Below are 23,916 nucleotides of genomic sequence, written 5' to 3' on the forward strand. Positions count from 1 at the left end.
GCGGGAATAGCTCAGTTGGTAGAGCACGACCTTGCCAAGGTCGGGGTCGCGAGTTCGAGTCTCGTTTCCCGCTCCAAATTCACAAAAACGCCGCTCAGTGATGAGCGGCGTTTTTGTTTGTGCTGTTTTTGTCAGCCAATAGAAAAGGACCTCACGGTCCTTTTTTTGTGGGCCCGCCAATGTGGCGAGCCCGGTACGTGATCAGAGCTTCGGCAACTGCCCGATGCGTCCCATCATTTCGGTGACGATCTGCAGGTCCAGCAGGAACTGGTCAACGGTCTTGAATTCGCCATCGGTGTGACCGGTGTACTTGACCTCAGGTCGCGCCAGGCCGAATTGCACGCCGTTCGGCAGTTCATGCACCGAGGTGGCGCCGGCCGAAGTGCCGAATTCGTGTTTCATGCCCAGGTTTTCGGTGGCCACGGCCAGCAGCGCCTTGACCCACTCACCTTCTGGGTTGCGGTACATCGGTTCGGCGATCGAATAGTCGAAGTTGACCGCGACATGGGTCTTCTTGCTCCAGGCCGCCAGTTTGTCGGCGATTTCGCGCTTGAGCACTTCCGGCGACTTGCCCTTCGGCACGCGCAGGTTGACCGCGAGTTTGAAGGTTTTGTCGTCCATGCCGACGTAGGTCGGGGACGTGGTCAGCGGGCCCATGAAATCATCGGCGAAACCGACGCCCAACTTGCCACCCTTGTAATCCAGGCCCCAGTTGTCGGCGGCGTAGTGGGCAGCGTCGGTGATGTGGTTGTGCTTGAAGGCGATCTTGCCGTCCACGCTGTGGATGAAGTCGAGCATGCGCGCGACCGGATTAACGCCGGATTCTGGCTCGGACGAGTGCGCGGAAACACCGGTCACGGTGAGTTTGACGTCTTTGCCATCGACCTTGGCGTTCACTTCGAAATCGCCGCCATTGCGCTTGGCGTATTCAGTGCCGGCCTTTTGCAGGCTGGCCGCAAGCTCGGCGGGTTTGTCTGTCACCAGCGTGACGACCGAAACCGATGGAATCTGGTTGGTCGCCAGGCCGCCGGTCATCGAGGCGATTTCCGCGCCTTTACCCTCGGCCTTGCGCTTGGCGAACTTGGCCATGACGGTGCCGTAGCCTTTTTCCGCAATCACTACGGGATAGCCGCCATCCAGTGCCAGGTTGTACTCGGGCGTCGGGTTGCGTTCGAAGTAGTAGGGAATCGCGTCACCGGTAGTTTCTTCGGTGGTGTCCACCAGCAGTTTGAAATTGCGCGCCAGTGGCAGCTTCTCTTCCTTGATCACCTTCATGGCATACAGCGTCACGACGATGCCGTTTTTATCGTCCTCGGTGCCGCGGCCGTACATGCGGTCGCCGATCAGCGTGACCTTGAACGGGTCGAGTTTGGTGCCGTCCTTCAGCACCCAGTTTTCCGGCGTTACCGGCACCACGTCGGCGTGAGCATGAATGCCGACGACGTCCTTGCCGCTGCCGTCGAGGGAGATTTCGTAGACGCGGTTGTCGACGTTGCGATACTTCAGGCCGAACGACTCAGCCAGATCCTTGATCTTGTCGGCGATCTTGATGAATTCGGGGTTGTCATGCTGATCGACGCCATCCTTGCGGAAGGTCGGGATTTCCACCAGTTCGCGCAGGGTTTCCAGGGCGGCCTTGCCGTACTTCACGCGGGTGTAGAGACCGAGCAGGCGATGGATTTCGTTTTGCTGTTCGGCGGTCAGCGTCTTGTTGTCGAGGAAGGCGCTGATGGCAGGGCGCAGATCGTCGGTCTTGCTCAGGTCGTTCTTGGCCAGATCACCGAGAAATGCTCTGAAGTCACTGATCTTTGCCTCATTGAAGTTCTTGAGAATGGTCGCGCTCTGCTGCTCGGTAAGGTTGGCATGGGCTGGCAGTGTGACGGATGAAAGGCTGGCCAGGATCAGTGTCGACGCGGCCAGTTGCTTGAGTGAAAAATCCATTGCTAAGGGCATTCCTTTGCAGGCGGTGAGAAGGAGTTGTCTGACCGATGCGTCAGACGGTCTCGCAAACTAACACCACACGAGCGTGCCCGGGAGCCCCCGAAGTGGGACGCGTCGCACAGAAATGCAAAAGCGGCGCAGAATCGAAAAAGCCCGTCCAATCTGTCTGGATCGGGCTTCTCCGATCAGCATGCTTACATCGACAGCACCAGACGCCCGGCAAACAGGATCAGAATCACCCCCATGCTGCGCTCGAACCAGTGGCCCATGCGCATGAACAGCACGCGCACTTTGCTGCTGGAAAAGAACAGCGCGACGATCACGAACCACAACGCATTCACCCCGCACATCCACAACCCGTACAGGGCCTGGATTTGCAGCGGCGTGCTGGCGCTGATGATCGTGGTGAAGATCGCCAGGAAAAACAGTGTGGCCTTGGGGTTGGTGGCGTTGGTCAGGAAACCAGTGGAAAACGCCTTGAACAGCGATTGCTCGACCAGTGGTTCGTCACTGGTCTTTTCGCCTTCCATTGTCGTCTTGGGTTTGCTGCGGATCAGGCTGACGCCCAGATAAAGAATGTAAGCACCGCCGACCACTTTGGCGACGGTCAGCAACCACGGCGTGGTGTGCATCAAGGCGCCGACGCCCAGCAGGGTGTACAGCACGTGCACGGAAATCCCCGCGCCGATGCCCAGTGCCGTGCAGATGCCGACCAAACGACCGAAACGCACACTCTGGCGGATGGTCACGGCGAAGTCCGGGCCGGGTGCGACCACGGCCAGAAAGTGGATGGTGGCCAGCGCCAGAAACTCGCCCAGATAATTCGATGTCATTTCAGCTCCAGAAAGTCAGGGGTGAGGCATTGCCGCGATAGCCGACAAAAAACGAAAGGCTCAAGCGCGGATCGGCCACGCCCGGCGTTACCGAGTGCATGCGACGCGAATTGAACATGATGAAATCCCCCGGTTCCGGGCGAACTTCGAGGGCGGGCGGGCCGAGCAGTGCCGGGTCGATGCCGTAGCTGTCGCCGCGCATTTCGTCGAAGCGGTCCGGGGAAATGTCGTCTTCCCACATCTGCAACGCGCCGCCTTCGGTCGGCATGTTGAGGTAGACGTTGCAGGCAAACTGCGCCTCCAGGCTGCGGGCCTGAAAACTGTCCGGGGCGTCCTTGGCGAAGATGTCGTGGTGGGCCAGAAAGCACACTCCCGGTTTCACCACCCGGGACAGGCCGACGTACATCTTGCGACCATAGAGGTTTTCCAGGTGGGCACCCGCCGGCCAGGATTCGTCGAGCATGCAGCGCAAGGTATCGACCGGCGACGAGTAGGGTGCGCAACGGTTACGTAGTTCGGCGATGTTGCTGGTGGCGCGCTCGAAATAATCTTCGATCAGCAGCGGCTGGTTTTCCGCCTCGTAGAACGCCATGCCGATGCGGCCGATGCTCGGCGCATTGATGTAGCCCTCGAAGCCGGGGGCGAGGATCTTGTCGCCAATCTGGATTGCCTGCGCCTGGGGCAGAAAGCCTTTGAAGCGGATGGCGAGGACTTCTTCGTTGGCCAGTTTTTTTATGCACGTCTCATCGAGACGCTCGACGTCAAGCATCATGGTTTCAGGTCCATCTATCGAATAGTCAACGGAACCGGCGAACGCGGTTCCCCGGCGTCGGACGCTGCATCTGGCAGCGTCCGAAATCCTCAATCCACGTTGTAGTGGACGGACAACGTGCCTTTCTTCTGCGAAAGGGACGCGATCGTGACTGTGCCCAAATCCTTCAGGCTGCGTACATGGGTGCCACCGCAGCCATAGGCTGGCAGTTCACCGAAACCGATTTCCCGCGCGCCTTCGCGCAGGGACGTCAGGCGTGGCAGGTCGTGTTCGATCCATTGCCCGATGCCGTATTGAACGGTTTGCGCATCGACTTCCTGGGCCGAATCTCCGGGTTTGAATTGAACCCGGCCCTCGTCCGGCCAGTGGTGCGCCTTGATCGGCATCCAGCCCATGGCCTGGACGAAGTGGCCGATCAAATGTCCGGCAGAGTGCATGCGGGTGTTGAAGCGGCGGCGTTCTTCGTCGACGCGAATCTGGGTCATGCCCAGTGGCACCGGCTGATCGACAAAATGAATGATCCGGTCCGGTTCCTGGACGACGCGCAGAACCTTGCTTTCGCCAATCCAACCGGTATCGCAGGGTTGGCCACCGCCCTGGGGATGGAAAAGCGTGGCGCGCAACACAACGGCGAATTCGTTCTCGTGGGGCGTGCAGTCGAGGACTTCCACATTGGCCTTGAGGTCGTCACTATGGAAAAAGAGGCGAAGCGTCATATTCCATGCCCTTATTAAAGTTTCTTTTTTAATTATATGAATCGTGCAATAACGTGATAATCCGTTCAAACATCAAAGGACTGTTGCGCTGTGAGCATAAATCTTCCCCTGCCGCTGCTTGGTGAGATGGCGATTTTCGTCAAGGTCGTCGAGACCGGCAGTTTCTCCGAAGCCGCTCGCCAGTTGGGCTCATCGCCATCGGCAGTCAGTCGCAGTATTTCCCGGCTGGAGAAAGCGCTGGCCACGCGGCTGCTGCAACGCACCACGCGCAAACTGCGCTTGAGCGATGGCGGGGAAGAGGTGTTCAAGCGCTGCCAGGAAATGGTCAGCGCCGCCAAGTCGGTGATGGAGATCAGCGGCCAGTTCAACCACGAAGCCGAAGGTCTGGTGCGGGTCAGCGTGCCGAAAGCGGTGGGGCGATTCGTGATTCATCCGCACATGCCGGAGTTTCTGCGGCGCTACCCGAAGGTCGACGTGGAGCTGTTGCTGGAGGACCGCCAGGTCGACCTGATCGATGACCATGTCGACCTGGCCATTCGCATCACGGATCGTCCACCGGCCGGACTGGTGGGACGACAACTGCTGACCATCGACCATTTGCTCTGTGCGACGCCGCAATACCTGGCTGAACACGGGACGCCGACTCATCCCCACGACTTGCTCAACCACAGTTGCATTTACCTGGGCGAAACCCCGAGTGATGCGCGCTGGAAATTCAAGAAGGGCACCAAAGCCGTTACCGTCGGCGTACGCGGCCGGTATGCCGCCAATCACACCGGCGTGCGTCTGGGCGCCGTGTTGCAACACATCGGTATTGGCAGCCTGCCGTATTTCACCGCCCGTTATGCGCTGGAGCAGGGGCTGATCGTGCAGGTGTTGCCGGACTGGACGTTCCTGGCGTCGTACCACGGCGGATTGTGGTTGCTGCATTCGCCGACGCGCTATCTGCCGCCGAAGCTGCGGGTATTCATCGACTATCTGGTGGAGTGTCTGGAGAAAGAGCCGACCCTGAGCAAGCCGGGGAAGTCTGGCGGTGCGAAACCGTTGGCCGAGTACGAATTGCCCGAGAGTGAAGGGCTGCTTTGATTCCATAAAAAAGGCCCGCATGGATCACCATGCGGGCTTTTTCATTACCGGGGAAAATCAGTGCTTGCTGTCCTGGGCGGACATCGCCAGCAGCTGCTTTTCCTGATTCCAGTCGAACGGTTCGTCGTTCTGCTCGGCTTCGTAGCGGCGTTCTTCCAGTGCCTGATACATGTCGATTTCTTCGTCGGACAGGTAATGCAGGCAGTCGCCGGCGAAGAACCACAGCAGATCCCGCGGGATCAGGTGGGCAATTTGCGGGTAACGGGTAATCACTTGAGTCAGGATATCCTGGCCCAGGTATTGGCTTTCGATTGGCTCGATCGGCAGTGACGCCAGCAGTTCGTCGAAACGCTCCAGGAACAGGGCATGGCTTTCTTCGGGAACCTGATCGGCCTCACCTACGGCGACCAGGATACTGCGCAGATGGTCGAGCAAAACCAGATGATCGGCAACGACGTTGGACACGAGATAAGTCCTCAAGAGCAAAACGGGCGCGGGAGTATAAAGCGCCCGCGCCCGTTTTTCACTGATTGAAGGGATCAGCGGATTTTGCCTTCCGCGGGTTTGAGTTGCTCCTTGTCGAAATCATCGACATCGATCACCTTGCGCCGCGCCGCTTCGGCATCACGCAGGGTCTGGGCTTCCACGGCCTGCAACACGCCGGCTTCCAGCGCCGCATCGATGGCGTGTTCGCCAGCTACCGGTTTGACCTGACCGCTCTTGAGCGACGAGTGCAATTTCTTGTGCAGCGGTTGCGCAGCGTTCAGTTGATCGCAGGCGTGTTGCAGCGCACCGACTGCATCATCGGTCGATTGCGGGCGATAGCAGCCGGCAAGCAGTTCTTCCAGCGCCGGATCGCCCTTGGCCCGGCCGATGACCGCAGCCACCTCGGCACCGAGTTTGTCCGAAGGCCCTTTGTGACGGCGGCCGAACGGGAACACGATCACGCGCAACAGGCAGCCAAAGACTCGGTTCGGGAAGTTGGTCAGCAGTTCATCCAGCGCCTTTTCCGACTGGCCGAGGCTTTCTTCCATGGCCCATCTGAACAGCGGTTCCATGTACGCCGGGGAATCGAGGTCGTGATAACGCTTGAGCGCCGCCGACGCCAGATACAGGTTGCTCAGCACATCGCCCAATCGTGCCGACAGACGCTCGCGGCGTTTCAGTTCGCCACCCAGCAACATCATGCTCAGGTCGGCAAGCATGGCAAACGCGGCAGCCTGACGGTTCAGCGCACGGAAATAGCCCTGGCTGAGCTTGTCGCCCGGCGCATGTTCGAAATGGCCGAAGCCAAGGTTCAACACCAGGGTGCTGGCGGCGTTGCTCACGGCAAAGCCTATGTGCTTGAGCAGCAGGCCATCGAATTCCTTGAGCGCCTGGTCCTTGTCCTCGCGTCCGGCGAGGGCCATTTCCTTGAGCACGAACGGATGGCAGCGGATGGCGCCCTGGCCGAAGATCATCAGGTTGCGCGAAAGAATGTTCGCGCCTTCCACGGTGATGAAGATCGGCGCGCCGTTCCAGCTGCGACCCAGGTAGTTGTTCGGGCCCATGATGATCGCCTTGCCGCCGTGTACGTCCATGGCGTGGCTGATGCACTCGCGACCGCGTTCGGTGAGGTGGTACTTGAGGATCGCCGACAGCACGGAAGGCTTCTCGCCCAGATCCACCGCGTTGGCGGTCAGCATCCGTGCGGCGTCCATCATCCAGGCGTTGCCGCCGATCCGCGCCATGGCTTCCTGGATGCCTTCGAATGCTGAGAGTGGCACGTTGAACTGCTCGCGAATCTGCGCGTACTGCCCGGTTACCAGACTGGTGAACTTGGCCGCGCCGGTACCCACTGCCGGCAGCGAGATAGAACGCCCGACCGACAGGCAGTTCATCAGCATCATCCAGCCTTTGCCGAGCATGTCCTGGCCGCCGATGAGGAAGTCCAGCGGGATGAATACGTCCTTGCCGGAGTTCGGGCCGTTCATGAACGCAGCGCCCAGCGGCAGGTGGCGACGACCGATTTCCACGCCGGGGGTGTCGGTCGGGATCAGCGCCAGGCTGATGCCGAGGTCTTCCTTGTCGCCGAGCAGGTGATCCGGGTCATAGGCCTTGAAGGCCAGGCCGAGCAAGGTCGCGACCGGGCCGAGGGTGATGTAGCGTTTTTCCCAGTTCAGGCGCAGGCCGAGGGTTTCCTGGCCTTCCCATTCGCCTTTGCAGATGATCCCGGTGTCGGGCATGGCGCCGGCGTCGGAGCCGGCAAGCGGGCCGGTCAAAGCAAAGCACGGAATGTCGTCGCCCCGGGCCAGCCGTGGCAGGTAATGATTGCGTTGTTCGTCGGTGCCGTAATGCAGCAGCAGTTCGGCTGGGCCGAGGGAGTTTGGCACCATCACAGTGGAGGCGAGGTCGCCGCTGCGGGTCGCCAGTTTCATTGCCACCTGGGAGTGGGCGTAGGCGGAGAAACCCTTGCCTCCGAACTCCTTGGGGATGATCAGGGCGAAGAAACCGTGTTCCTTGATGTGAGTCCAGGCTTCCGGCGGCAGGTCCATCGACTGGCCGATCTGCCAGTCAGTGACCATGGCGCAGAGCTCTTCGGTCGGACCGTCGATGAACGCCTGTTCCTCTTCGCTCAATTGAACCTTGGGATAGGACAGCAGCTTGTCCCAGTCCGGACGGCCGCTGAACAGTTCGCCGTCCCACCACACCGTGCCGGCGTCGATCGCGTCGCGCTCGGTCTGCGACATCGGTGGCAGGGTTTTCTGGAACCAGCTGAACAGCGGCGCGGTGAAGTGTTTGCGGCGCAGGTCAGGCAACAGCAACGGGGCGGCCACCAGGGCCAGCACCACCCAGAAAATCAGCAGCAACCAGCCCGGTGCGTGGCTGAAAATTCCCATCGCCAACAGGTAAGCGGCAACGATGCCCAGCGCCGGCAGCGGGGCGATGCGCCGGTGGGCCAGATACGCCACGCCGACGATCAGAACCAGTATCCACAACAACAGCATATTTAATCCTCCGTGAACCAGGGCGAACCGACCCTCCAGAGCTTAGACGGCATCTGCAAAACGGGGCGGTCAGAGCAAGGTGATTGAAATCGTGGGAAACCCCGGATGTCTTTTGTAGGTTCGGTGGGCAACACGCGTGGGAAATCGTTCGCCGCTTCCGCGTCTTTGCGTGCATGTTTGGCCGAAACGTCGTTATCTCTGTGCTGAACCTCTCGCTAGACTCGGGGCTCAATCAGGAGAATGTCGTCATGCACGAGTATCTGAGCCCCGGCCGCTTCATCGATAGTGACCACCCCTCGGTGGTGGAGTTCGCCGAGCAGCACCGTGGTGCCAGTCGCGATCCGCTCGCGCAGGCGATCAGTCTTTATTACGCCGTGCGCGAGGCGGTGCGTTACAACATGTACACCTTCAGCCGCGACCCGCAGACCTTGCGCGGCAGCTACGCGCTGGCGGCAGGTGAGAGTTATTGCGTGCCCAAGGCCACGTTGCTCGCCGGTTGCGCGCGCCATTGCGGGATCCCCGCACGCATCGGTCTGGCGGATGTGAAAAATCATCTGTCGACGCCGCGTCTGCTTGAACTGCTGAGAAGCGAAGTGTTCGCCATGCATGGTTATACCGAGCTGTTTCTCAATGATCGCTGGGTGAAAGCCACGCCCGCGTTCAACCAGAAGCTCTGCGAAATGTTCAACGTTGCGCCGCTGGAATTCGACGGCATGAACGACAGCGTTTTTCACCCGTACAACAGCGATGGCGCGCTGCTGATGGAGTACCTGGTCGATCACGGCCAGTTCGCCGATGTACCGGAATCTTTTTTCTTCGAACATCTGCAGAAATGTTATCCGCACCTGTTCAACGATCAGCAGAAGCCACTGTCCAGTGACATGCGCGGTGATGTCGGCAGCCTCTGATCCGGCGTATGCTGCCTGCCCATTTACTGGAAAAGAGGCGGTCATGCTGAAGATCTGGGGTCGCAAGAATTCGTCGAATGTCAGAAAGCCGTTGTGGGCTGCCGAAGAGCTCGGACTGGCCTACGAGGCCATCGATGCCGGTGGCGCGTTTGGTGTGGTCGACACGCCGGAGTACCGGGCGATGAACCCGAACGGGCGAGTGCCGGTGATTCAGGACGACGGTTTTGTGCTGTGGGAATCGAATGCCATCGTGCGTTACCTGCTGGCAAAACATGCGGCCGATACTTCGTGGTATCCGGCGGATCCGCAGACCCGCGCCACCGCTGACAAGTGGATGGACTGGACGACTTCCAGTTTTGCCGGACCGTTTCGCACAGTGTTCTGGGGCGTTCTGCGTACCCCGGCAGATAAGCAGGACTGGCCGGCCATCCACGCGGCGATCAAGGAATGTGACGGCTTGCTGGCGATGGCCGATCAGGCACTGAAGCACCAGCCGTATCTGTCCGGGAGTGAAATCGGCATGGGCGATATCCCGCTCGGCAGTTTCATTTATGCCTGGTTCGAGATGCCGATCGAGCGCGCGCCACAGCCGAACCTTGAGGCCTGGTATGCGCGGTTGAAACAGCGTCCGGCCTATCGCAAAGCCGTCATGACCGCGTTGACTTAATACCTACTATCGACACACTTGACTGTACTTGTGCGGCGACGGCAAGCACCATTGCGCTCGAGCGCTGCGGTTGTCTTCCTCGCCGCCGGCCTTTTATCAGTCCTTTTTTCCTTACTGGGTGCGTAAATCCGATATGAGTTCCGCTCTGTCCATCCGGCAGCTAACCAAAACCTACGGCAACGGGTTCCAGGCCTTGAGTGGTATCGATCTGGACGTCGCCGAAGGTGACTTCTTCGCCTTGCTCGGCCCCAACGGCGCCGGCAAATCCACGACGATCGGCATCCTCTCGACCCTGGTCAACAAGACCAGCGGCACCGTGAATATCTTCGGCCACGACCTGGACAAGAACCCGGCGGCGCTCAAGCGCTCGATCGGCGTGGTGCCCCAGGAGTTCAACTTCAACCAGTTCGAAAAGACGTTCGACATCGTCGTGACCCAGGCCGGTTACTACGGCATTCCGGCGAAGGTCGCCAAGGAACGCGCCGAGCAGTACCTGACCCAGCTCGGCCTTTGGGACAAGCGCGATGTGCCGTCGCGTTCGCTGTCCGGCGGCATGAAGCGGCGTCTGATGATCGCCCGTGCGCTGGTGCATGAACCGCGTCTGCTGATCCTCGACGAACCGACTGCCGGCGTCGACATCGAACTGCGTCGTTCGATGTGGACGTTCCTCACCGAACTGAACCAGAAAGGCATCACCATCATCCTCACCACCCACTACCTGGAAGAGGCTGAGCAGTTGTGCCGCAACATCGGCATCATCGACCACGGCACCATCGTCGAGAACACCAGCATGCGTCAGCTGCTCGGCCAGCTGCATGTGGAAACCTTCCTGCTGGATCTGAAAAACGGCCTGAGTGCTGCGCCGCAACTGGCGGGCTATCCGGCGCGCCTGGTGGACGGCCATACCCTGGAGGTTCAGGTCGACAAGTCCATGGGCATCACCGCGTTGTTCGGCCAACTGGCCCTGCAGAACATCGAAGTGCTGAGCCTGCGCAATAAAACCAATCGCCTTGAGGAGCTGTTCGTGTCCCTGGTGGAGAAAAATCTGTCGAAGGTGGCGGTATGAGTTCCGAGCTGCGCCCCAACCTCGTTGCCCTTAACACCATCGTTTACCGCGAAGTCAGACGCTTCACCCGGATCTGGCCGCAGACCCTGCTGCCGCCGGCGATCACCATGGTTCTGTATTTCGTGATCTTCGGTAACCTGATCGGTCGGCAGATCGGCGACATGGGCGGTTTCACCTACATGGAGTACATCGTGCCGGGGCTGATCATGATGTCGGTGATCACCAACTCTTACGGCAACGTGGTGTCGAGCTTCTTCGGCAGCAAGTTCCAGCGCTCCATCGAAGAGTTGATGGTGTCGCCGGTTTCACCGCATACGATCCTGATCGGCTACACCCTTGGCGGCGTACTGCGTGGCTTGATGGTGGGCGTCATCGTGACGATTCTGTCGTTGTTCTTTACCAGTCTGCAGGTGCATCACCTGGGCGTGACCGTTCTGGTGGTGGTGCTGACGGCGACGATCTTCTCGCTGCTGGGCTTCATCAACGCGGTGTTTGCGCGCAACTTCGATGACATCTCGATCATCCCGACCTTCGTGCTGACCCCGTTGACCTACCTTGGCGGTGTGTTCTATTCGATCACCTTGCTGCCGCCGTTCTGGCAGACCGTGTCGCTGGCCAACCCGGTGCTGCACATGGTCAACGCCTTCCGTTACGGCATCCTCGGTGTGTCGGACATCCGCATCGGTATCGCGATCACTTTCATGCTGGTGGCGACCGTGGCGCTGTATTTCGGTTGCGCACGGCTGCTGGTGAGCGGGCGCGGAATGCGTACCTGATTTCTTCAATGCTGAATGCAAAACGGCCTCCCACAGTGGAGGCCGTTTTGCATTCAGCGCATGCGACTTTTCTTGCGCCGCGCCCATTGCCGGGCCACCCACCAGCGCCAGTACAGCATCACCAGACAGTAGGCGAGGGCGCCCAGTGCCAGCCCGACCACCACCGAACCCAGCAGGAACGGTTGCCACAGGGTCGAAAGCTCGCCGCTGATCCATTCCCAGGTCAATTCGTCTGGAAGTGTGCGGGCGGGAACATCCATCAGCCAGGCCCCGGCCTGATAGGTGCAGAAGAACACCGCCGGCATGGTGATCGGATTGGTCAGCCAGACCAGGCTGACGGCAATCGGCATGTTGCCGCGCACCATGATCGCAAGTACGGCGGCCACCAGCATTTGTGCGGGAATCGGCAGGAACGCGGCGAACAGACCAACGGCCATGGCGCGGGCCACCGAGTGTCGGTTTAGGTGCCAGAGGTTCGGGTCATGCAGCAACGTGCCGAGAAAGCGTAAGGATTTGTGTTCCCTGATGCTCGTCGGATCGGGCATGTAACGTTTGAATAAGCGCCGGGGCATAAGGCTTCTCGGTCGGTTAAGGCGGCAAGTATGTCTGGATTCTACGAACCGCCCATTCAGACTTTGTGACAATTGATAACGACGCCCGTGCCCCGCAACCGCTATGCCTGAAGGTGGGACTCTCAAGGACGGGCTTATGCGCACAGGGATGATGGCGCTGGCGGTCGGTCTGCTGGCAGCGGTTTTTTTACCGGCCTTGCCGCCGGTCGGGTTATTGCTGGTGTTGCCGTGGGTGGCGCTGATGCTGCTGCCGTTTCGCAGCTATCCACTGGCGTTTTTACTGCTTGGATTCGCATGGGCGGGATTCAACGCGCAACTGGCGTTGAATGATCGACTGCCGTCCCGGCTGGATGGCGAAACGCGCTGGGTGGAGGGCCGGGTCGTCGGCTTGCCGCAGAGTGCCGAGGGCGTCGTGCGGTTTGAGCTGGCCGATGCGCGCTCGCGTCACGAAAAGCTGCCGTCGCTGATGCGCCTGGCTTGGTACGCCGGGCCTGAGGTCAAAAGCGGCGAACGCTGGCGATTGGCGGTCAAGCTCAAGCGCCCCGGTGGCTTGCTCAATCCGGATGCGTTCGATTACGAGGCCTGGCTGCTGGCGCAACGCATTGGTGCTACCGGGACGGTGAAGGATGGCCAGCGTCTGGCGCCGGCGCAGTGGGCCTGGCGCGACAGTATTCGCCAGCGCCTGCTTGCCGTTGACGCCCAGGGTCGTAACAGCGCCTTGGCCGCGTTGGTGCTCGGCGATGGTTCCGGCCTCAGTCGCGAAGACTGGCAGATCTTGCAGGACACCGGCACCGTGCATCTGCTGGTGATTTCCGGCCAGCACATCGGGCTGTTGGCAGCGTTGATGTACGCGCTGGTCGCCGGGTTGGCCCGATTCGGATTTTGGCCGCTGCGTTGGCCCTGGCTGCCCTGGGCGTGCGGTCTGGCATTCGCGGCGGCGCTGGGTTACGGCCTGCTGGCTGGATTCGATGTGCCGGTACGACGGGCCTGCGTGATGGTTGCGCTGGTGCTGTTGTGGCGTTTGCGCTTTCGTCATCTCGGCGCATGGTGGCCGTTGCTGCTGGCCTTCAATGGCGTGTTGTTGATGGATCCGCTGGCCAGCTTGCGTCCGGGGTTGTGGCTGTCTTTCGCGGCGGTGGCTGTGTTGATCTTCACCTTCGGCGGCCGTCTGGGGCCGTGGCGCTGGTGGCAAACCTGGACGCGCGCGCAGTGGTTGATCGCGATCGGCTTGTGCCCGGTGCTGCTGGCGCTGAGTCTGCCGATCAGTCTTAGCGGGCCGCTGGCCAATTTGCTGGCGGTGCCGTGGGTCAGTTTTGCGGTGCTGCCGCCGGCGTTGCTCGGGACTTTGTTGCTGTCAATTCCTCATGTCGGAGAAGGGCTGCTGTGGCTGGCCGGCGGACTGATCGATGGATTGTTCCGGGCGCTGGCCCTGATTGCCGGACGCTGGCCGGCGTGGGTTGCAGAATCGATGCCGGGCTGGATCGTGGCGCTGGGTTGCATCGGTGCAGTGCTGTTATTGCTGCCCCGGGGCGTTCCTTTGCGCCCGCTGGGCTGGCCGTTGCTGCTGGTGCTGGCATTTCCGCCCCGGGAGCGACTGGCCGAAGGCGTGGCGGATGTCTGGCAGCTTGATGTTGGCCAAGGGCTGGCGATTCTGATCCGCACGCGCCATCACGCCTTGCTGTACGACAGCGGCCCGCGCTTCGGCGATTTCGATGTCGGCGAGCGGGTGGTGTTGCCAGCCCTGCACAAGTTGGGCGTCGAGCGACTCGACCTGATGCTGCTCAGCCATGCCGATGCCGATCACGCGGGTGGCGCACTCGCCGTAGCGAAAGGACTGGCCGTCAGTCGGGTCATCAGTGGCGACCCGCCGGGTCTGCCCGAGGCGCTGAACGCCGAGGCCTGTGAAAGCGGTCGGCAATGGCAGTGGGACGGCGTTGCCTTTCATCTATGGCAATGGGCAGAAGCCCATGACAGCAACCAGCGTTCCTGCGTGTTGCAGATCGAAGCCAACGGCGAGCGGCTGCTGCTGACCGGTGACATCGACACCAATGCCGAGCGGGATTTGCTCAACAGCGCGCTGGCGGTTCCGACCCAGTGGCTGCAAGCCCCGCACCATGGCAGCCGCAGTTCCTCATCGATGGCCTTGCTCAAGGTTTTGCAGCCCCACGCCGTGCTGATTTCCCGAGGGCAGGGCAATTCGTTCGGTCATCCGCACCCGACGGTCATCGCCCGTTACCGCAAACAGGGAATACACATCCATGACAGCGCCGAGCAGGGCGCCATTCATCTGCAACTGGGGCGGTTTCAGCCGGCCCGGTCGATGCGTCAACAACGCCGCTTCTGGCGCGACCCGCCGTTGCCGGGGGCGGAGTACCGTTGAGCACGGTCGTCGGGGCGACGGGTCTTTATCGCGAACCGGTATGGTAAAGTGGCGCACTTTTTCGAGGGGGCTGTCACTGTGTGGGAATTGGTCAAATCCGGCGGCTGGATGATGTTGCCGATCATTCTGAGTTCCATCGCCGCCATGGCGATCGTCGCCGAGCGCCTGTGGACCCTGCGCGCCAGTCGCGTCACCCCTGAGCATCTGCTGGGTCAGGTCTGGGTCTGGATCAAGGACAAGCAGCTCAACAAGGAAAAACTCAAGGAATTGCGCGCCAACTCGCCGCTGGGGGAAATCCTCGCCGCGGGCCTGGCCAACTCCAAGCATGGTCGCGAGATCATGAAAGAGTGCATCGAAGAGGCCGCCGCCCGGGTCATCCACGAGCTCGAACGCTACGTCAACGCGCTGGGCACCATCGCTGCCATGTCGCCGTTGCTGGGTCTGCTGGGCACGGTGCTGGGCATGATCGACATCTTCAGTGCCTTCACCGGCTCCGGCATGACCACCAATGCTGCGGTGCTGGCCGGCGGTATTTCCAAGGCTTTGATCACTACCGCTGCGGGCCTGATGGTCGGTATTCCGGCAGTGTTCTTCCACCGTTTCTTGCAACGACGCATCGATGAACTGGTGGTGGGCATGGAACAGGAAGCGATCAAACTGGTGGAAGTGGTGCAGGGCGACCGTGACGTCGATCTGGCCGGGGGCAAAGCGTGAAATTCCGTCGCAAGCCCCGGGAAACCATCGACATCAACCTCGCGTCGCTGATCGATGTGGTGTTCATCCTGTTGCTGTTTTTCGTCGTGACCACCACCTTCACCCGCGAAACCCAACTGCGTGTCGACCTGCCGGAAGCGGTCAGCGGCTCGCCGGCCGAGGATCAGCAGGTCAAGCAACTGGACGTGGCCATCAGCGCCGAAGGCGTGTTCTCGGTGAACAACAGGATTCTCCCGAAAAACGATCTGGCGACGTTGATGGAAGCCATGCAGAAAGAAGCCAACGGCGACACCAATATGCCGCTGTCGATCAGTGCTGACGGCAAGGCTCAGCACCAATCCGTGATCACCGCCATGGACGCGGCCGGCAAGCTCGGTTTCAGCCATCTGCGCATGACCACGGTCGAGGCGGCGCCCAAATCCTGATGGCCATGTCCGATCGTCTGCTCGCCGCGTGGTATCAGGGGCACCCGGCCCTGACGCTGTTGCGGCCGCTGGAGTGGCTGTACCGCCGCGTGGTGGCGGGCAAGCGTCAGCGGTTTCTCGATGGCGAAGGTGAGATCTACCAGTCGCCTGTGCCGGTGATCGTGGTCGGCAACATCACCGTCGGCGGCACCGGCAAGACGCCGATGATTTTGTGGCTGATCGAGCACTGCCGACGCCACGGGCTGCGGGTCGGCGTGGTCAGCCGTGGTTACGGCGCCAAACCGGCGCAACTGCCGTGGCGGGTCGACGCTGACCAGACTGCCGACATCGCCGGCGACGAGCCGTTGCTGATCGTGCAGCGCACCGGCGTACCGCTGATGATCGATCCCGATCGCAGCGCCGCCGTCAGAGCCCTGCTGGACAGCGAGCCGCTGGACCTGATCCTGTCCGACGACGGTATGCAACATTACCGCCTCGCGCGGGATCTGGAACTGGTGCTGATCGACGCCGCCCGAGGCCTTGGCAACCAACGCTGCCTGCCCGCCGGCCCCCTGCGCGAACCGGTCGAGCGCCTGCAAAGCGTTGACGGGGTGCTGTTCAACGGCGCCCTTGAGGATCGCGACGGCGGTTTCGCTTTCCGTCTCAAGCCCTCGGCGCTGGTCAACCTGCGCAGCGGTGAACGCCGGCCGCTCGATCATTTTCCGCCCGGTCAGGCCGTGCACGCGGTGGCCGGGATCGGCAACCCGCAACGTTTCTTCAATACCCTCGAAGCGCTAGACTGGCGGCCTGTGCCCCACGCCTTCGCCGACCACGCCGAATACAGCGTGCAGGCCTTGAGTTTTACGCCGTCATTGCCAGTGGTGATGACTGAAAAGGACGCGGTGAAGTGCCGTGCCTTCGCCGCTGCCGACTGGTGGTACCTGGCGGTCGATGCTGTGCCGTCACCGGCCTTCGTGGCCTGGTTCGACACGCAGTTGATGCGCCTGTTGCCGGATCGTCTTTTGCCTTAATCCGTTTTTATCCAGGGAATGTTCATGGACACCAAATTGCTCGACATCCTCGCCTGCCCGGTCTGCAAAGGCCCGCTCAAGCTCAGCGCCGACAAGACCGAACTGATCAGCAAGGGCGCCGGTCTGGCGTACCCGATCCGTGACGGCATCCCGGTCATGCTGGAAAGCGAAGCCCGCACTCTGACCACCGACGAGCGTCTGGATAAATGACCACCGCCTTCACCGTTGTCATCCCGTCGCGTTACGCCTCGACCCGTCTGCCGGGCAAACCGCTGCTGGACATCGCCGGCAAGCCGATGATCCAGCACGTCTGGGAACAGGCCAGCAAAAGCAGCGCCAGCCGTGTGGTCGTGGCGACCGACGATGCGCGTATCGTCGAGGCCTGCAAGGCTTTTGGCGCTGAAGTGGTGCTGACCCGTGAAGATCACAACTCCGGTACCGATCGTCTGGCCGAAGTGGCGGCGAAGCTGGGCCTTGAGCCGGATGCCATCGTGGTCAACGTGCAGGGTGACGAACCGCTGATCCCGCCGAGCGTGATCGATCAGGTCGCCGCGAATCTTGCGGCCCACACCGAAGCGCGCATGGCCACCCTGGCCGAGCCGATCGAGGACGTGGAAACCCTGTTCAACCCGAACGTGGTCAAGGTTGTCAGCGACCTCAACGGTCTGGCGCTGACCTTCAGTCGCGCGACCCTGCCATGGGCCCGCGATGCCTTCGCCAAGAGCCGCGACGTGCTGCCGGAAGGCGTGCCGTATCGTCGTCACATCGGCATTTATGCCTACCGCGCAGGCTTCCTTCAGGACTTCGTGAGCTGGGGCCCGTGCTGGCTGGAAAACACCGAATCCCTCGAGCAACTGCGTGCCCTGTGGCACGGCGTGCGGATTCACGTGGCTGACGCGTTGATCGCGCCGCCGACCGGGGTCGACACCGCCGAAGACCTCGAGCGTGTCCGTCGCCTGCTGGAGGCCTGATGCGCGTTCTGTTCGTGTGCCTGGGTAACATCTGCCGTTCGCCCACCGCCGAAGGCGTGTTGCGCCACAAGTTGCGTGAAGCGGGGCTGGCGGATCAGGTCGAAGTGGCCTCCGCCGGCACTGGCGACTGGCACGTTGGCAATCCGCCGGACAAGCGCAGCCAGGCGGCGGCCAAGCTGCGCGGTTATGACCTGTCGGCGCAACGCGCGCAGCAGGTCAGCCGCGCCGATTTCGCCAGCTACGACCTGATCCTCGCCATGGACAACAGCAACCTGCGCAATCTCAAGGCGCTGCAACCGTCCACCGGTAAGGCCGAGCTGGACTTGTTCCTGCGCCGCTACGAAGGTGAAGTCGACGAGGTGCCGGATCCGTATTACGACGGCGATCAGGGCTTCGAGCAGGTGCTGGATCTGATCGAGCGTGCCTGCGATCAGTTGTTGATTGAAGTGAAGGGGCGGTTATGAGTTTGCAGGTGCAACCGCAGGTTTCCCTGAAACCCTTCAATACCTTCGGCGTTGATGTGCGCGCACAGCTGTTTGCCGAAGCCCACAGTGACGCCGATGTGCGCGATGCCCTGGCTTACGCGACTTCTCACAACGTGCCGTTGCTGGTGATCGGCGGCGGCAGCAACCTGTTGCTCACGGCGGACATTCCGGCACTGGTGCTGCGCATGGCCAGCCGTGGCATCCGCGTCGTCAGCGACGACGGCAATCGTGTGGTGATTGAAGCCGAAGCCGGCGAGCCGTGGCACCCGTTCGTGCAGCACACGCTGGCGCAGGGTTTTTCGGGACTGGAGAATCTCAGCCTGATCCCCGGCACTGTTGGCGCTGCGCCGATGCAGAACATCGGTGCTTACGGCGTCGAGATCAAGGATGTGTTCGCCGGCCTGACGGCGCTGGATCGCCAGACCGGCGAGCTGCGCGACTTCAGCCTGGAGGAATGCCGGTTCGCCTACCGCGACAGCGTGTTCAAGCAGCAGCCGGGGCGTTGGCTGATTCTGCGGGTGCGCTTCGCACTGGACCGAGTCGCGCATTTGCATCTGGAATACGGTCCGGTGCGTCAGCGCCTGACCGAGCAGGGCATCGAGCAACCGACGCCGACAGACGTCAGTCGAGCGATTTGCAGCATCCGCAGCGAAAAACTGCCGGACCCGGCGGTGCTCGGCAATGCCGGCAGCTTCTTCAAGAACCCGCTGGTGCCGGCGGCCGTGGTTGCACAGATCAAGGCGCAGCATCCGGATCTGGTGGCCTACGCGCAACCGGACGGGCAGATGAAACTGGCGGCCGGCTGGTTGATCGAGCGTGCCGGTTGGAAGGGCTTTCGCGAGGCCGATGCCGGCGTGCATAAATTGCAGGCGCTGGTGCTGGTCAACTACGGTGCGGCGACCGGGCTGCAATTGCTCGATCTGGCGCAGCGCATCCAGAAAGACATTTCAGAACGTTTCAATGTCGAGCTGGAAATGGAGCCCAACAGGTATTGAGGCTACGCTTTCAAGGCTGAACCCAAAGCCCTGCACTTATTTAAAAAGTGCAGGGCTTTTTTGTTAATCGCGGGTTAACGTAGCCAGCTAACGATACCAACCATTTGCTCCACCAAAGGCCCGGTGCAGACATTCCCGTCGGCACAAGAGAGCCTGATTAGCCTGAGCCGATCTGCGCGAACCACTACCGTCCCTGCGGTGGCAGATGGCTCGACCCCATAACCTCCAAGAATATGCGGGCGTGCCCATGATTACCCTGAAACTCAATGGTCAAGATCATCCACTCGATGTCACCGAGGACATGCCGCTGTTGTGGGCGATCCGCGACGTCGCCGGTTACAACGGCACCAAGTTCGGCTGCGGCATGGGCCTGTGCGGTGCGTGCACCATTCATATCGATGGCGCGCCGGCGCGCAGTTGCATCACCCCGATCGGTTCGGTGGTCGGGCAGAACGTGACCACCATCGACAACCTGCATGCCGACCCGGTCGGTCAGATCGTCCAGCAAGCCTGGCTCGACACCGCTGTGGCCCAATGCGGTTACTGCCAGGGCGGGCAGATCATGTCCGCCACCGCGTTGCTCAAGACCAACCCGAACCCGAGCGACGAGCAGATCGAAGAAGCGATGGTCGGCAACATCTGCCGTTGCGGCACCTACAACCGGGTCAAGACCGCAATCCGTCAGGCATCCACTCACCTGAAGGAGGCCAAGGCATGAGCCGTCTACCGAACGATTTCGCCCTGAGCAACCTGAGTCGCCGGGGCTTCCTCAAGAGCGTCGGCGCCACGGGTGTGCTGGTGCTGGCGGCGAGCTGGGGCTGGCAGGATGCGCTGGCCGAAGACAAGCCCAAGCAGTTCGGCGCCGATGGCATGCCCAACGGCTGGATCGACGATCCGAAGGTCTACGTCAGCATTGCCGCCGACGGCACGGTAACCGTGGTCTGCAACCGTTCGGAGATGGGCCAGGGTGTGCGCACCAGCCTGACCATGGTGGTCGCCGATGAACTGGAAGCCGACTGGGCGCACGTCAAGGTCCAGCAGGCGCCGGGTGATGAGGTGCGCTTCGGCAACCAGGACACCGACGGCTCGCGCAGCATGCGTCACTGGTACGAACCGATGCGCCGTTGCGGCGCCGCCGCCCGGACCATGCTGGAACAAGCGGCCGCAGCCCAGTGGAAGGTGCCGGTCGGCGAATGCCGTGCGCAACTGCATAAAGTCGTTCACACACCGTCCGGGCGTGAGCTGGGTTACGGTGAGCTGGCCGCTGCGGCCAGTGCCCTGACGGTGCCGGCCCGTGACAGTCTGCGGCTCAAGCAGCCGTCGGAATTCCGCTATATCGGCAAGGAAGGCACCAAAGCCATCGACGGTGCCGACATCGTCAATGGCCGCGCGGTGTACGGGGCCGACGTGCATTTCGACGGCATGCTGTTCGCGGTCATTGCGCGTCCGGCGGTGTACGGCGGCAAGGTCAAGTCGGTGGACGACAGCGCCGCGCTGAAAGTGCCGGGCGTGCTGAAAGTCATCCAGATCGAACCCCGGCCATTGCCTTCGGAATTTCAGCCGTTGGGTGGCGTGGCTGTGGTGGCCAGCAATACCTGGGCGGCATTGAAGGGCCGTGAAGCGCTGAAAATCGAGTGGGACGACGGCCCGAACGCCACTTATGACTCGATCGCCTATCGCAAGGAGATCGAAGCCGCTTCGCTGAAACCGGGCAAAGTGGTACGCAATACCGGCGACATCGACAAAGCCATCGCTGGTGCCGCCAGCACGCTGGAAGCCTCTTATTACTTGCCGCATCTGGCACAGGCGCCGATGGAACCGATGGTCGCCATCGCCCGTTACAAGGATGGCACTTGCGAAGCCTGGGCACCGAGCCAGGCGCCGCAGGTCACCCGCGAGCGGATCGCCGAACGCCTGGGGCTGCCATTCGATAACGTCACCTTCAATGTCACGCTGTTGGGCGGTGGGTTCGGGCGCAAGTCCAAACCGGACTTCGTCGTTGAAGCTGCCGTTCTCGCCAAGGAATTCCCCGGCAAAGCGGTGCGTGTGCAGTGGACCCGGGAAGACGACATCCACAATTCGTATTTTCACACCGTGTCCGCCGAGTACCTCAAGGCCGGCGTGGGCAAGGACGGTTTGCCGTCCGCCTGGTTGCACCGCACGGTCGCTCCGAGCATCACCGCGCTGTTCGCACCGGGCATGAACCACGAAGCCGCCTTCGAGCTGGGCATGGGATTCACCAACATGGCCTACGCGATTCCCAACGTGCGCCTGGAAAACCCTGAAGCCACGGTGCACACGCGGGTCGGCTGGTATCGCTCGGTGTCGAACATTCCCCATGGCTTCGCGATCCAGAGCTTCGTCGATGAACTGGCGCACAAAGCCAAGGAGGATCCGCTCAAGTACCAGATCAAGTTGCTCGGCCCGGATCGGCAGATCGACCCACGCACGCTCAGTGAAGAATGGAACTACGGCGAATCCCCCGAGCGTTATCCGATCGACACCGGGCGCATGCGCACCGTGCTGGAAACGGCGGCCAAGGCGGCGGGTTGGGGGCGTCAATTGCCCAAGGGTCGTGGCCTCGGATTGGCGGTGCATTACAGCTTCGTCACCTATGTGGCGGCGGTGATCGAAGTCGAGGTCAAGGACGACGGCACGCTGATCGTGCACAAGGCCGATATCGCCGTGGATTGCGGCCCGCAGATCAACCCCGAGCGCATCCGTTCGCAGTTCGAAGGGGCGTGTGTGATGGGGCTGGGCAACGCGGTGTGGGGCGAAATCAGCTTCAAGGATGGCAAGGTGCAGCAAGACAACTTCCATATGTATGAAGTCGCGCGCATGTCGTTGGCGCCGAAGGAAGTCGCGGTGCATCTGGTAACGCCGCCGGGCGAGGTGCCGCTGGGTGGCGTCGGCGAACCGGGTGTGCCACCGATTGCGCCGGCGCTGTGCAATGCGATCTTCGCCGCCACCGGTCAGCGCATCCGTAACCTGCCGGTGCGTTACCAGTTGCAGGGCTGGCAGAAGGCGCAAGCGTAATGGACAGCGCCGATCTGAATGTCCTGCGTAGTGTGCTCGAATGGCGCCGCGCCGGACAGCGGGTAATGTTGTTCAGCGTGGTGCAGACCTGGGGCACCGCGCCCCGGGCGCCCGGCGCAATGCTGGCGTTGCGCGAAGATGGCGTGGTGATCGGTTCGGTGTCCGGCGGGTGTGTCGAGGACGATCTGATCGCCCGGCTGCACGATGGGCGGATTCCCGCCAACGGGCCGCCGGTGCAGTTGATCACCTACGGCGTGACGCAGGAAGAAGCGGCGCGCTTCGGCCTGCCTTGCGGAGGCACCCTGCGCCTGACCGAGGAGCGGGTCGGCGATCCGGCGTGGGTCGCCGAGTTGCTGGAGCGTTGCGAGGCCCATGAAATCGTCGCGCGCGAGCTGAACATCGGCACTGGCGAGGTGGTGTTGCGACCGGCCGGCAAGGCTGACACCTTGAACTTCGACGGCCAGACCCTGCGTGCCATTTACGGTCCGCGCTGGCGCCTGCTGTTGATCGGCGCCGGGCAGTTGTCACGGTATGTGGCCGAGATGGCGCGGCTGCTGGATTTCGAAGTGCTGATCTGTGATCCGCGCACCGAGTTCGTCTATGGCTGGGAAGAGCAGCATGGACGTTTTGTCCCCGGCATGCCGGACGAAGCAGTGCTGAATATCCAGACCGATGAACGCACGGCGATTGTCGCGCTGACTCACGACCCACGGCTGGATGACATGGCGCTGCTCACGGCGCTTGACTCCAAGGCGTTCTACGTCGGCGCACTCGGTTCACGGGTCAACAGCCGCAAGCGTCGGGAAAATCTGGCTGAGCTAGGCTTGTCGGAAGCGGCCATCGCCCGTTTGCACGGGCCGATCGGTTTGCACATCGGCAGCCATTCACCGGCGGAAATCGCCCTGTCGCTGTTGGCGGAAATCGTCGCGATCAAGAATGGTGTCGAGCTCAAACAGAAGAAGACCGTGGAGAGCGTATGAGCCGATCCATCGTAGTGATTGTGCTGGCGGCGGGCGAGGGCAGCCGCTTTCGCGAAGTGGCGGGTGCCGACAAGGACAAGCTGCTGGCCGATTGCACCGGGCGCGACGGTGCGGTGCGTTCGGTGATCGAGCAGGTGTTGGTCAACCTGCCGGCGAGTCTCGATCAGCGAGTGCTGGTGACGACCGAGGCGCGCCCGCAGGCGATGCGCATGGCGCAGGCTTATGGGTGTGACATTGTCTCGATCGAGTCCACGGGAATGGGCGACAGCATTGCGGCGGGTGTGGCGGCTTGCCCGGAGGCCGACGGCTGGCTGATTGTGCTGGGCGACATGCCGTTCATCCTGCCGTCGAGCATTGAGCGTGTCGTGGCGGCGATTGCCGAGGATGCGGTCAGCGTACCGACGTTGAACGGTGACTACGGGCATCCGGTCGGATTTGGCCGCTCGTTCGCCGCAGGGCTGATGGCTTTGTCCGGTGACCGGGGCGCCAGACCGCTGTTTGCCCAAGGTCGGGTGATTGAAGTCGCGGTGGATGACCCGGGTGTGGTGTGGGATATCGATGTGCCGGATGCGTTGGTGTTCCCGCCCTCCTGATAA

General features: G+C 61.7%; 24 protein-coding genes and 1 tRNA gene. 18 read left to right on the forward strand and 7 right to left on the reverse strand.

Annotation, left to right across the window (positions count from 1 at the left end; genetic code table 11):
* Window positions 1–76 (forward strand) — tRNA-Gly (locus ACKUG4_RS27280).
* A gap of 125 nt (window positions 77–201) precedes the next feature.
* Here ACKUG4_RS27280 and ACKUG4_RS27285 read toward each other — a convergent pair.
* The 4 genes from ACKUG4_RS27285 to ACKUG4_RS27300 form a co-directional block, all read right to left on the reverse strand.
* On the reverse strand, window positions 202–1,941 hold the full coding sequence (locus tag ACKUG4_RS27285) for a dipeptidase (protein ID WP_445435223.1): 1,740 nt from the start codon (window positions 1,939–1,941) through the stop codon (window positions 202–204).
* 194 nt (window positions 1,942–2,135) lie between these two features.
* Window positions 2,136–2,774 (reverse strand): LysE family translocator, encoded by a 639-nt coding sequence (locus ACKUG4_RS27290; protein ID WP_011335460.1) that lies wholly within the window; start codon window positions 2,772–2,774, stop codon window positions 2,136–2,138.
* Window position 2,775: 1 nt separating this feature from the next.
* Window positions 2,776–3,546, reverse strand: coding sequence for a 2OG-Fe(II) oxygenase (locus tag ACKUG4_RS27295; RefSeq protein WP_064598593.1), 771 nt, complete (start codon window positions 3,544–3,546; stop codon window positions 2,776–2,778).
* Window positions 3,547–3,635: 89 nt separating this feature from the next.
* Window positions 3,636–4,262, reverse strand: a complete 627-nt coding sequence (locus ACKUG4_RS27300; protein WP_445435224.1) for an alanyl-tRNA editing protein — start codon at window positions 4,260–4,262, stop codon at window positions 3,636–3,638.
* A gap of 90 nt (window positions 4,263–4,352) precedes the next feature.
* On the opposite strand from ACKUG4_RS27300, the gene ACKUG4_RS27305 reads away from it, so the two are divergent.
* Window positions 4,353–5,348, forward strand: a complete 996-nt coding sequence (locus ACKUG4_RS27305; protein WP_445435225.1) for a LysR family transcriptional regulator — start codon at window positions 4,353–4,355, stop codon at window positions 5,346–5,348.
* A 57-nt stretch (window positions 5,349–5,405) separates the two neighbouring features.
* On the opposite strand, the gene ACKUG4_RS27310 is transcribed toward ACKUG4_RS27305, so the two are convergent.
* Both ACKUG4_RS27310 and ACKUG4_RS27315 read right to left on the reverse strand, forming a co-directional pair.
* Window positions 5,406–5,813, reverse strand: a complete 408-nt coding sequence (locus tag ACKUG4_RS27310; RefSeq protein WP_007950758.1) for a PA2817 family protein — start codon at window positions 5,811–5,813, stop codon at window positions 5,406–5,408.
* 74 nt (window positions 5,814–5,887) lie between these two features.
* A complete protein-coding gene (locus ACKUG4_RS27315) occupies window positions 5,888–8,335 on the reverse strand; it encodes an acyl-CoA dehydrogenase (RefSeq protein ID WP_064598588.1) in 2,448 nt (815 codons plus the stop codon).
* Between the two features lie 248 nt (window positions 8,336–8,583).
* On the opposite strand from ACKUG4_RS27315, the gene ACKUG4_RS27320 reads away from it, so the two are divergent.
* The 4 genes from ACKUG4_RS27320 (at window position 8,584) to ACKUG4_RS27335 (ending at window position 11,752) form a co-directional block, all read left to right on the forward strand.
* The gene (locus tag ACKUG4_RS27320; RefSeq protein ID WP_064598586.1) at window positions 8,584–9,243 is read left to right on the forward strand and encodes a transglutaminase-like domain-containing protein; all 660 of its coding nucleotides are present in this window, start codon (window positions 8,584–8,586) and stop codon (window positions 9,241–9,243) included.
* Window positions 9,244–9,286: 43 nt separating this feature from the next.
* The gene (locus ACKUG4_RS27325) at window positions 9,287–9,910 is read left to right on the forward strand and encodes a glutathione S-transferase family protein (RefSeq protein WP_064598584.1); all 624 of its coding nucleotides are present in this window, start codon (window positions 9,287–9,289) and stop codon (window positions 9,908–9,910) included.
* 133 nt (window positions 9,911–10,043) lie between these two features.
* Window positions 10,044–10,976, forward strand: coding sequence for an ABC transporter ATP-binding protein (locus ACKUG4_RS27330; RefSeq protein WP_064598582.1), 933 nt, complete (start codon window positions 10,044–10,046; stop codon window positions 10,974–10,976).
* On the forward strand, window positions 10,973–11,752 hold the full coding sequence (locus ACKUG4_RS27335; RefSeq protein WP_085612112.1) for an ABC transporter permease: 780 nt from the start codon (window positions 10,973–10,975) through the stop codon (window positions 11,750–11,752). Before ACKUG4_RS27330 ends, ACKUG4_RS27335 begins: the two co-directional genes overlap by 4 nt.
* 53 nt (window positions 11,753–11,805) lie before the next feature.
* Here the strand turns inward: ACKUG4_RS27335 and ACKUG4_RS27340 are convergent, their stop codons facing one another.
* A complete protein-coding gene (locus ACKUG4_RS27340; protein WP_085647428.1) occupies window positions 11,806–12,324 on the reverse strand; it encodes a DUF2062 domain-containing protein in 519 nt (172 codons plus the stop codon).
* Between the two features lie 136 nt (window positions 12,325–12,460).
* Between ACKUG4_RS27340 and ACKUG4_RS27345 the strand changes: the two genes are divergently transcribed.
* From ACKUG4_RS27345 to ACKUG4_RS27400, 12 genes are all read left to right on the forward strand, one after another.
* Window positions 12,461–14,704 (forward strand): DNA internalization-related competence protein ComEC/Rec2, encoded by a 2,244-nt coding sequence (locus tag ACKUG4_RS27345; RefSeq protein WP_445435226.1) that lies wholly within the window; start codon window positions 12,461–12,463, stop codon window positions 14,702–14,704.
* 78 nt (window positions 14,705–14,782) lie between these two features.
* On the forward strand, window positions 14,783–15,418 hold the full coding sequence (gene pocA, locus ACKUG4_RS27350; RefSeq protein WP_163976130.1) for a flagellar polar localization protein PocA: 636 nt from the start codon (window positions 14,783–14,785) through the stop codon (window positions 15,416–15,418).
* The gene (gene pocB / locus ACKUG4_RS27355) at window positions 15,415–15,843 is read left to right on the forward strand and encodes a flagellar polar localization protein PocB (protein ID WP_039770694.1); all 429 of its coding nucleotides are present in this window, start codon (window positions 15,415–15,417) and stop codon (window positions 15,841–15,843) included. Before pocA ends, pocB begins: the two co-directional genes overlap by 4 nt.
* A complete protein-coding gene (gene lpxK / locus ACKUG4_RS27360; RefSeq protein WP_445435227.1) occupies window positions 15,843–16,853 on the forward strand; it encodes a tetraacyldisaccharide 4'-kinase in 1,011 nt (336 codons plus the stop codon). The genes pocB and lpxK overlap by 1 nt, the downstream gene beginning before the upstream one ends.
* Window positions 16,854–16,877: 24 nt before the next feature.
* Window positions 16,878–17,063, forward strand: coding sequence for a Trm112 family protein (locus tag ACKUG4_RS27365; protein WP_003179363.1), 186 nt, complete (start codon window positions 16,878–16,880; stop codon window positions 17,061–17,063).
* Complete coding sequence (gene kdsB, locus ACKUG4_RS27370; RefSeq protein WP_064383500.1) at window positions 17,060–17,824, forward strand: 3-deoxy-manno-octulosonate cytidylyltransferase; 765 nt, start codon at window positions 17,060–17,062, stop codon at window positions 17,822–17,824. Before ACKUG4_RS27365 ends, kdsB begins: the two co-directional genes overlap by 4 nt.
* A complete protein-coding gene (locus ACKUG4_RS27375) occupies window positions 17,824–18,288 on the forward strand; it encodes a low molecular weight protein-tyrosine-phosphatase (RefSeq protein ID WP_064598568.1) in 465 nt (154 codons plus the stop codon). Before kdsB ends, ACKUG4_RS27375 begins: the two co-directional genes overlap by 1 nt.
* On the forward strand, window positions 18,285–19,304 hold the full coding sequence (gene murB / locus ACKUG4_RS27380; protein ID WP_445435228.1) for a UDP-N-acetylmuramate dehydrogenase: 1,020 nt from the start codon (window positions 18,285–18,287) through the stop codon (window positions 19,302–19,304). Before ACKUG4_RS27375 ends, murB begins: the two co-directional genes overlap by 4 nt.
* 247 nt (window positions 19,305–19,551) lie before the next feature.
* Window positions 19,552–20,022 carry a (2Fe-2S)-binding protein gene (locus ACKUG4_RS27385; RefSeq protein ID WP_445435229.1) on the forward strand — a complete coding sequence of 157 codons (471 nt, stop codon included), beginning with the start codon at window positions 19,552–19,554 and terminating at the stop codon, window positions 20,020–20,022.
* On the forward strand, window positions 20,019–22,340 hold the full coding sequence (locus tag ACKUG4_RS27390) for a xanthine dehydrogenase family protein molybdopterin-binding subunit (RefSeq protein ID WP_445435230.1): 2,322 nt from the start codon (window positions 20,019–20,021) through the stop codon (window positions 22,338–22,340). The genes ACKUG4_RS27385 and ACKUG4_RS27390 overlap by 4 nt, the downstream gene beginning before the upstream one ends.
* The gene (locus ACKUG4_RS27395; protein WP_445435231.1) at window positions 22,340–23,320 is read left to right on the forward strand and encodes an XdhC family protein; all 981 of its coding nucleotides are present in this window, start codon (window positions 22,340–22,342) and stop codon (window positions 23,318–23,320) included. The genes ACKUG4_RS27390 and ACKUG4_RS27395 overlap by 1 nt, the downstream gene beginning before the upstream one ends.
* Window positions 23,317–23,913 carry a nucleotidyltransferase family protein gene (locus tag ACKUG4_RS27400; protein WP_445435232.1) on the forward strand — a complete coding sequence of 199 codons (597 nt, stop codon included), beginning with the start codon at window positions 23,317–23,319 and terminating at the stop codon, window positions 23,911–23,913. The genes ACKUG4_RS27395 and ACKUG4_RS27400 overlap by 4 nt, the downstream gene beginning before the upstream one ends.
* The last annotated feature ends 3 nt before the right edge of the window (window positions 23,914–23,916 follow it).

It is taken from the genome of Candidatus Pseudomonas auctus, from assembly GCF_048654275.1.
GTDB classification, from domain to species: Bacteria; Pseudomonadota; Gammaproteobacteria; order Pseudomonadales; family Pseudomonadaceae; genus Aquipseudomonas; species Aquipseudomonas pharyngis.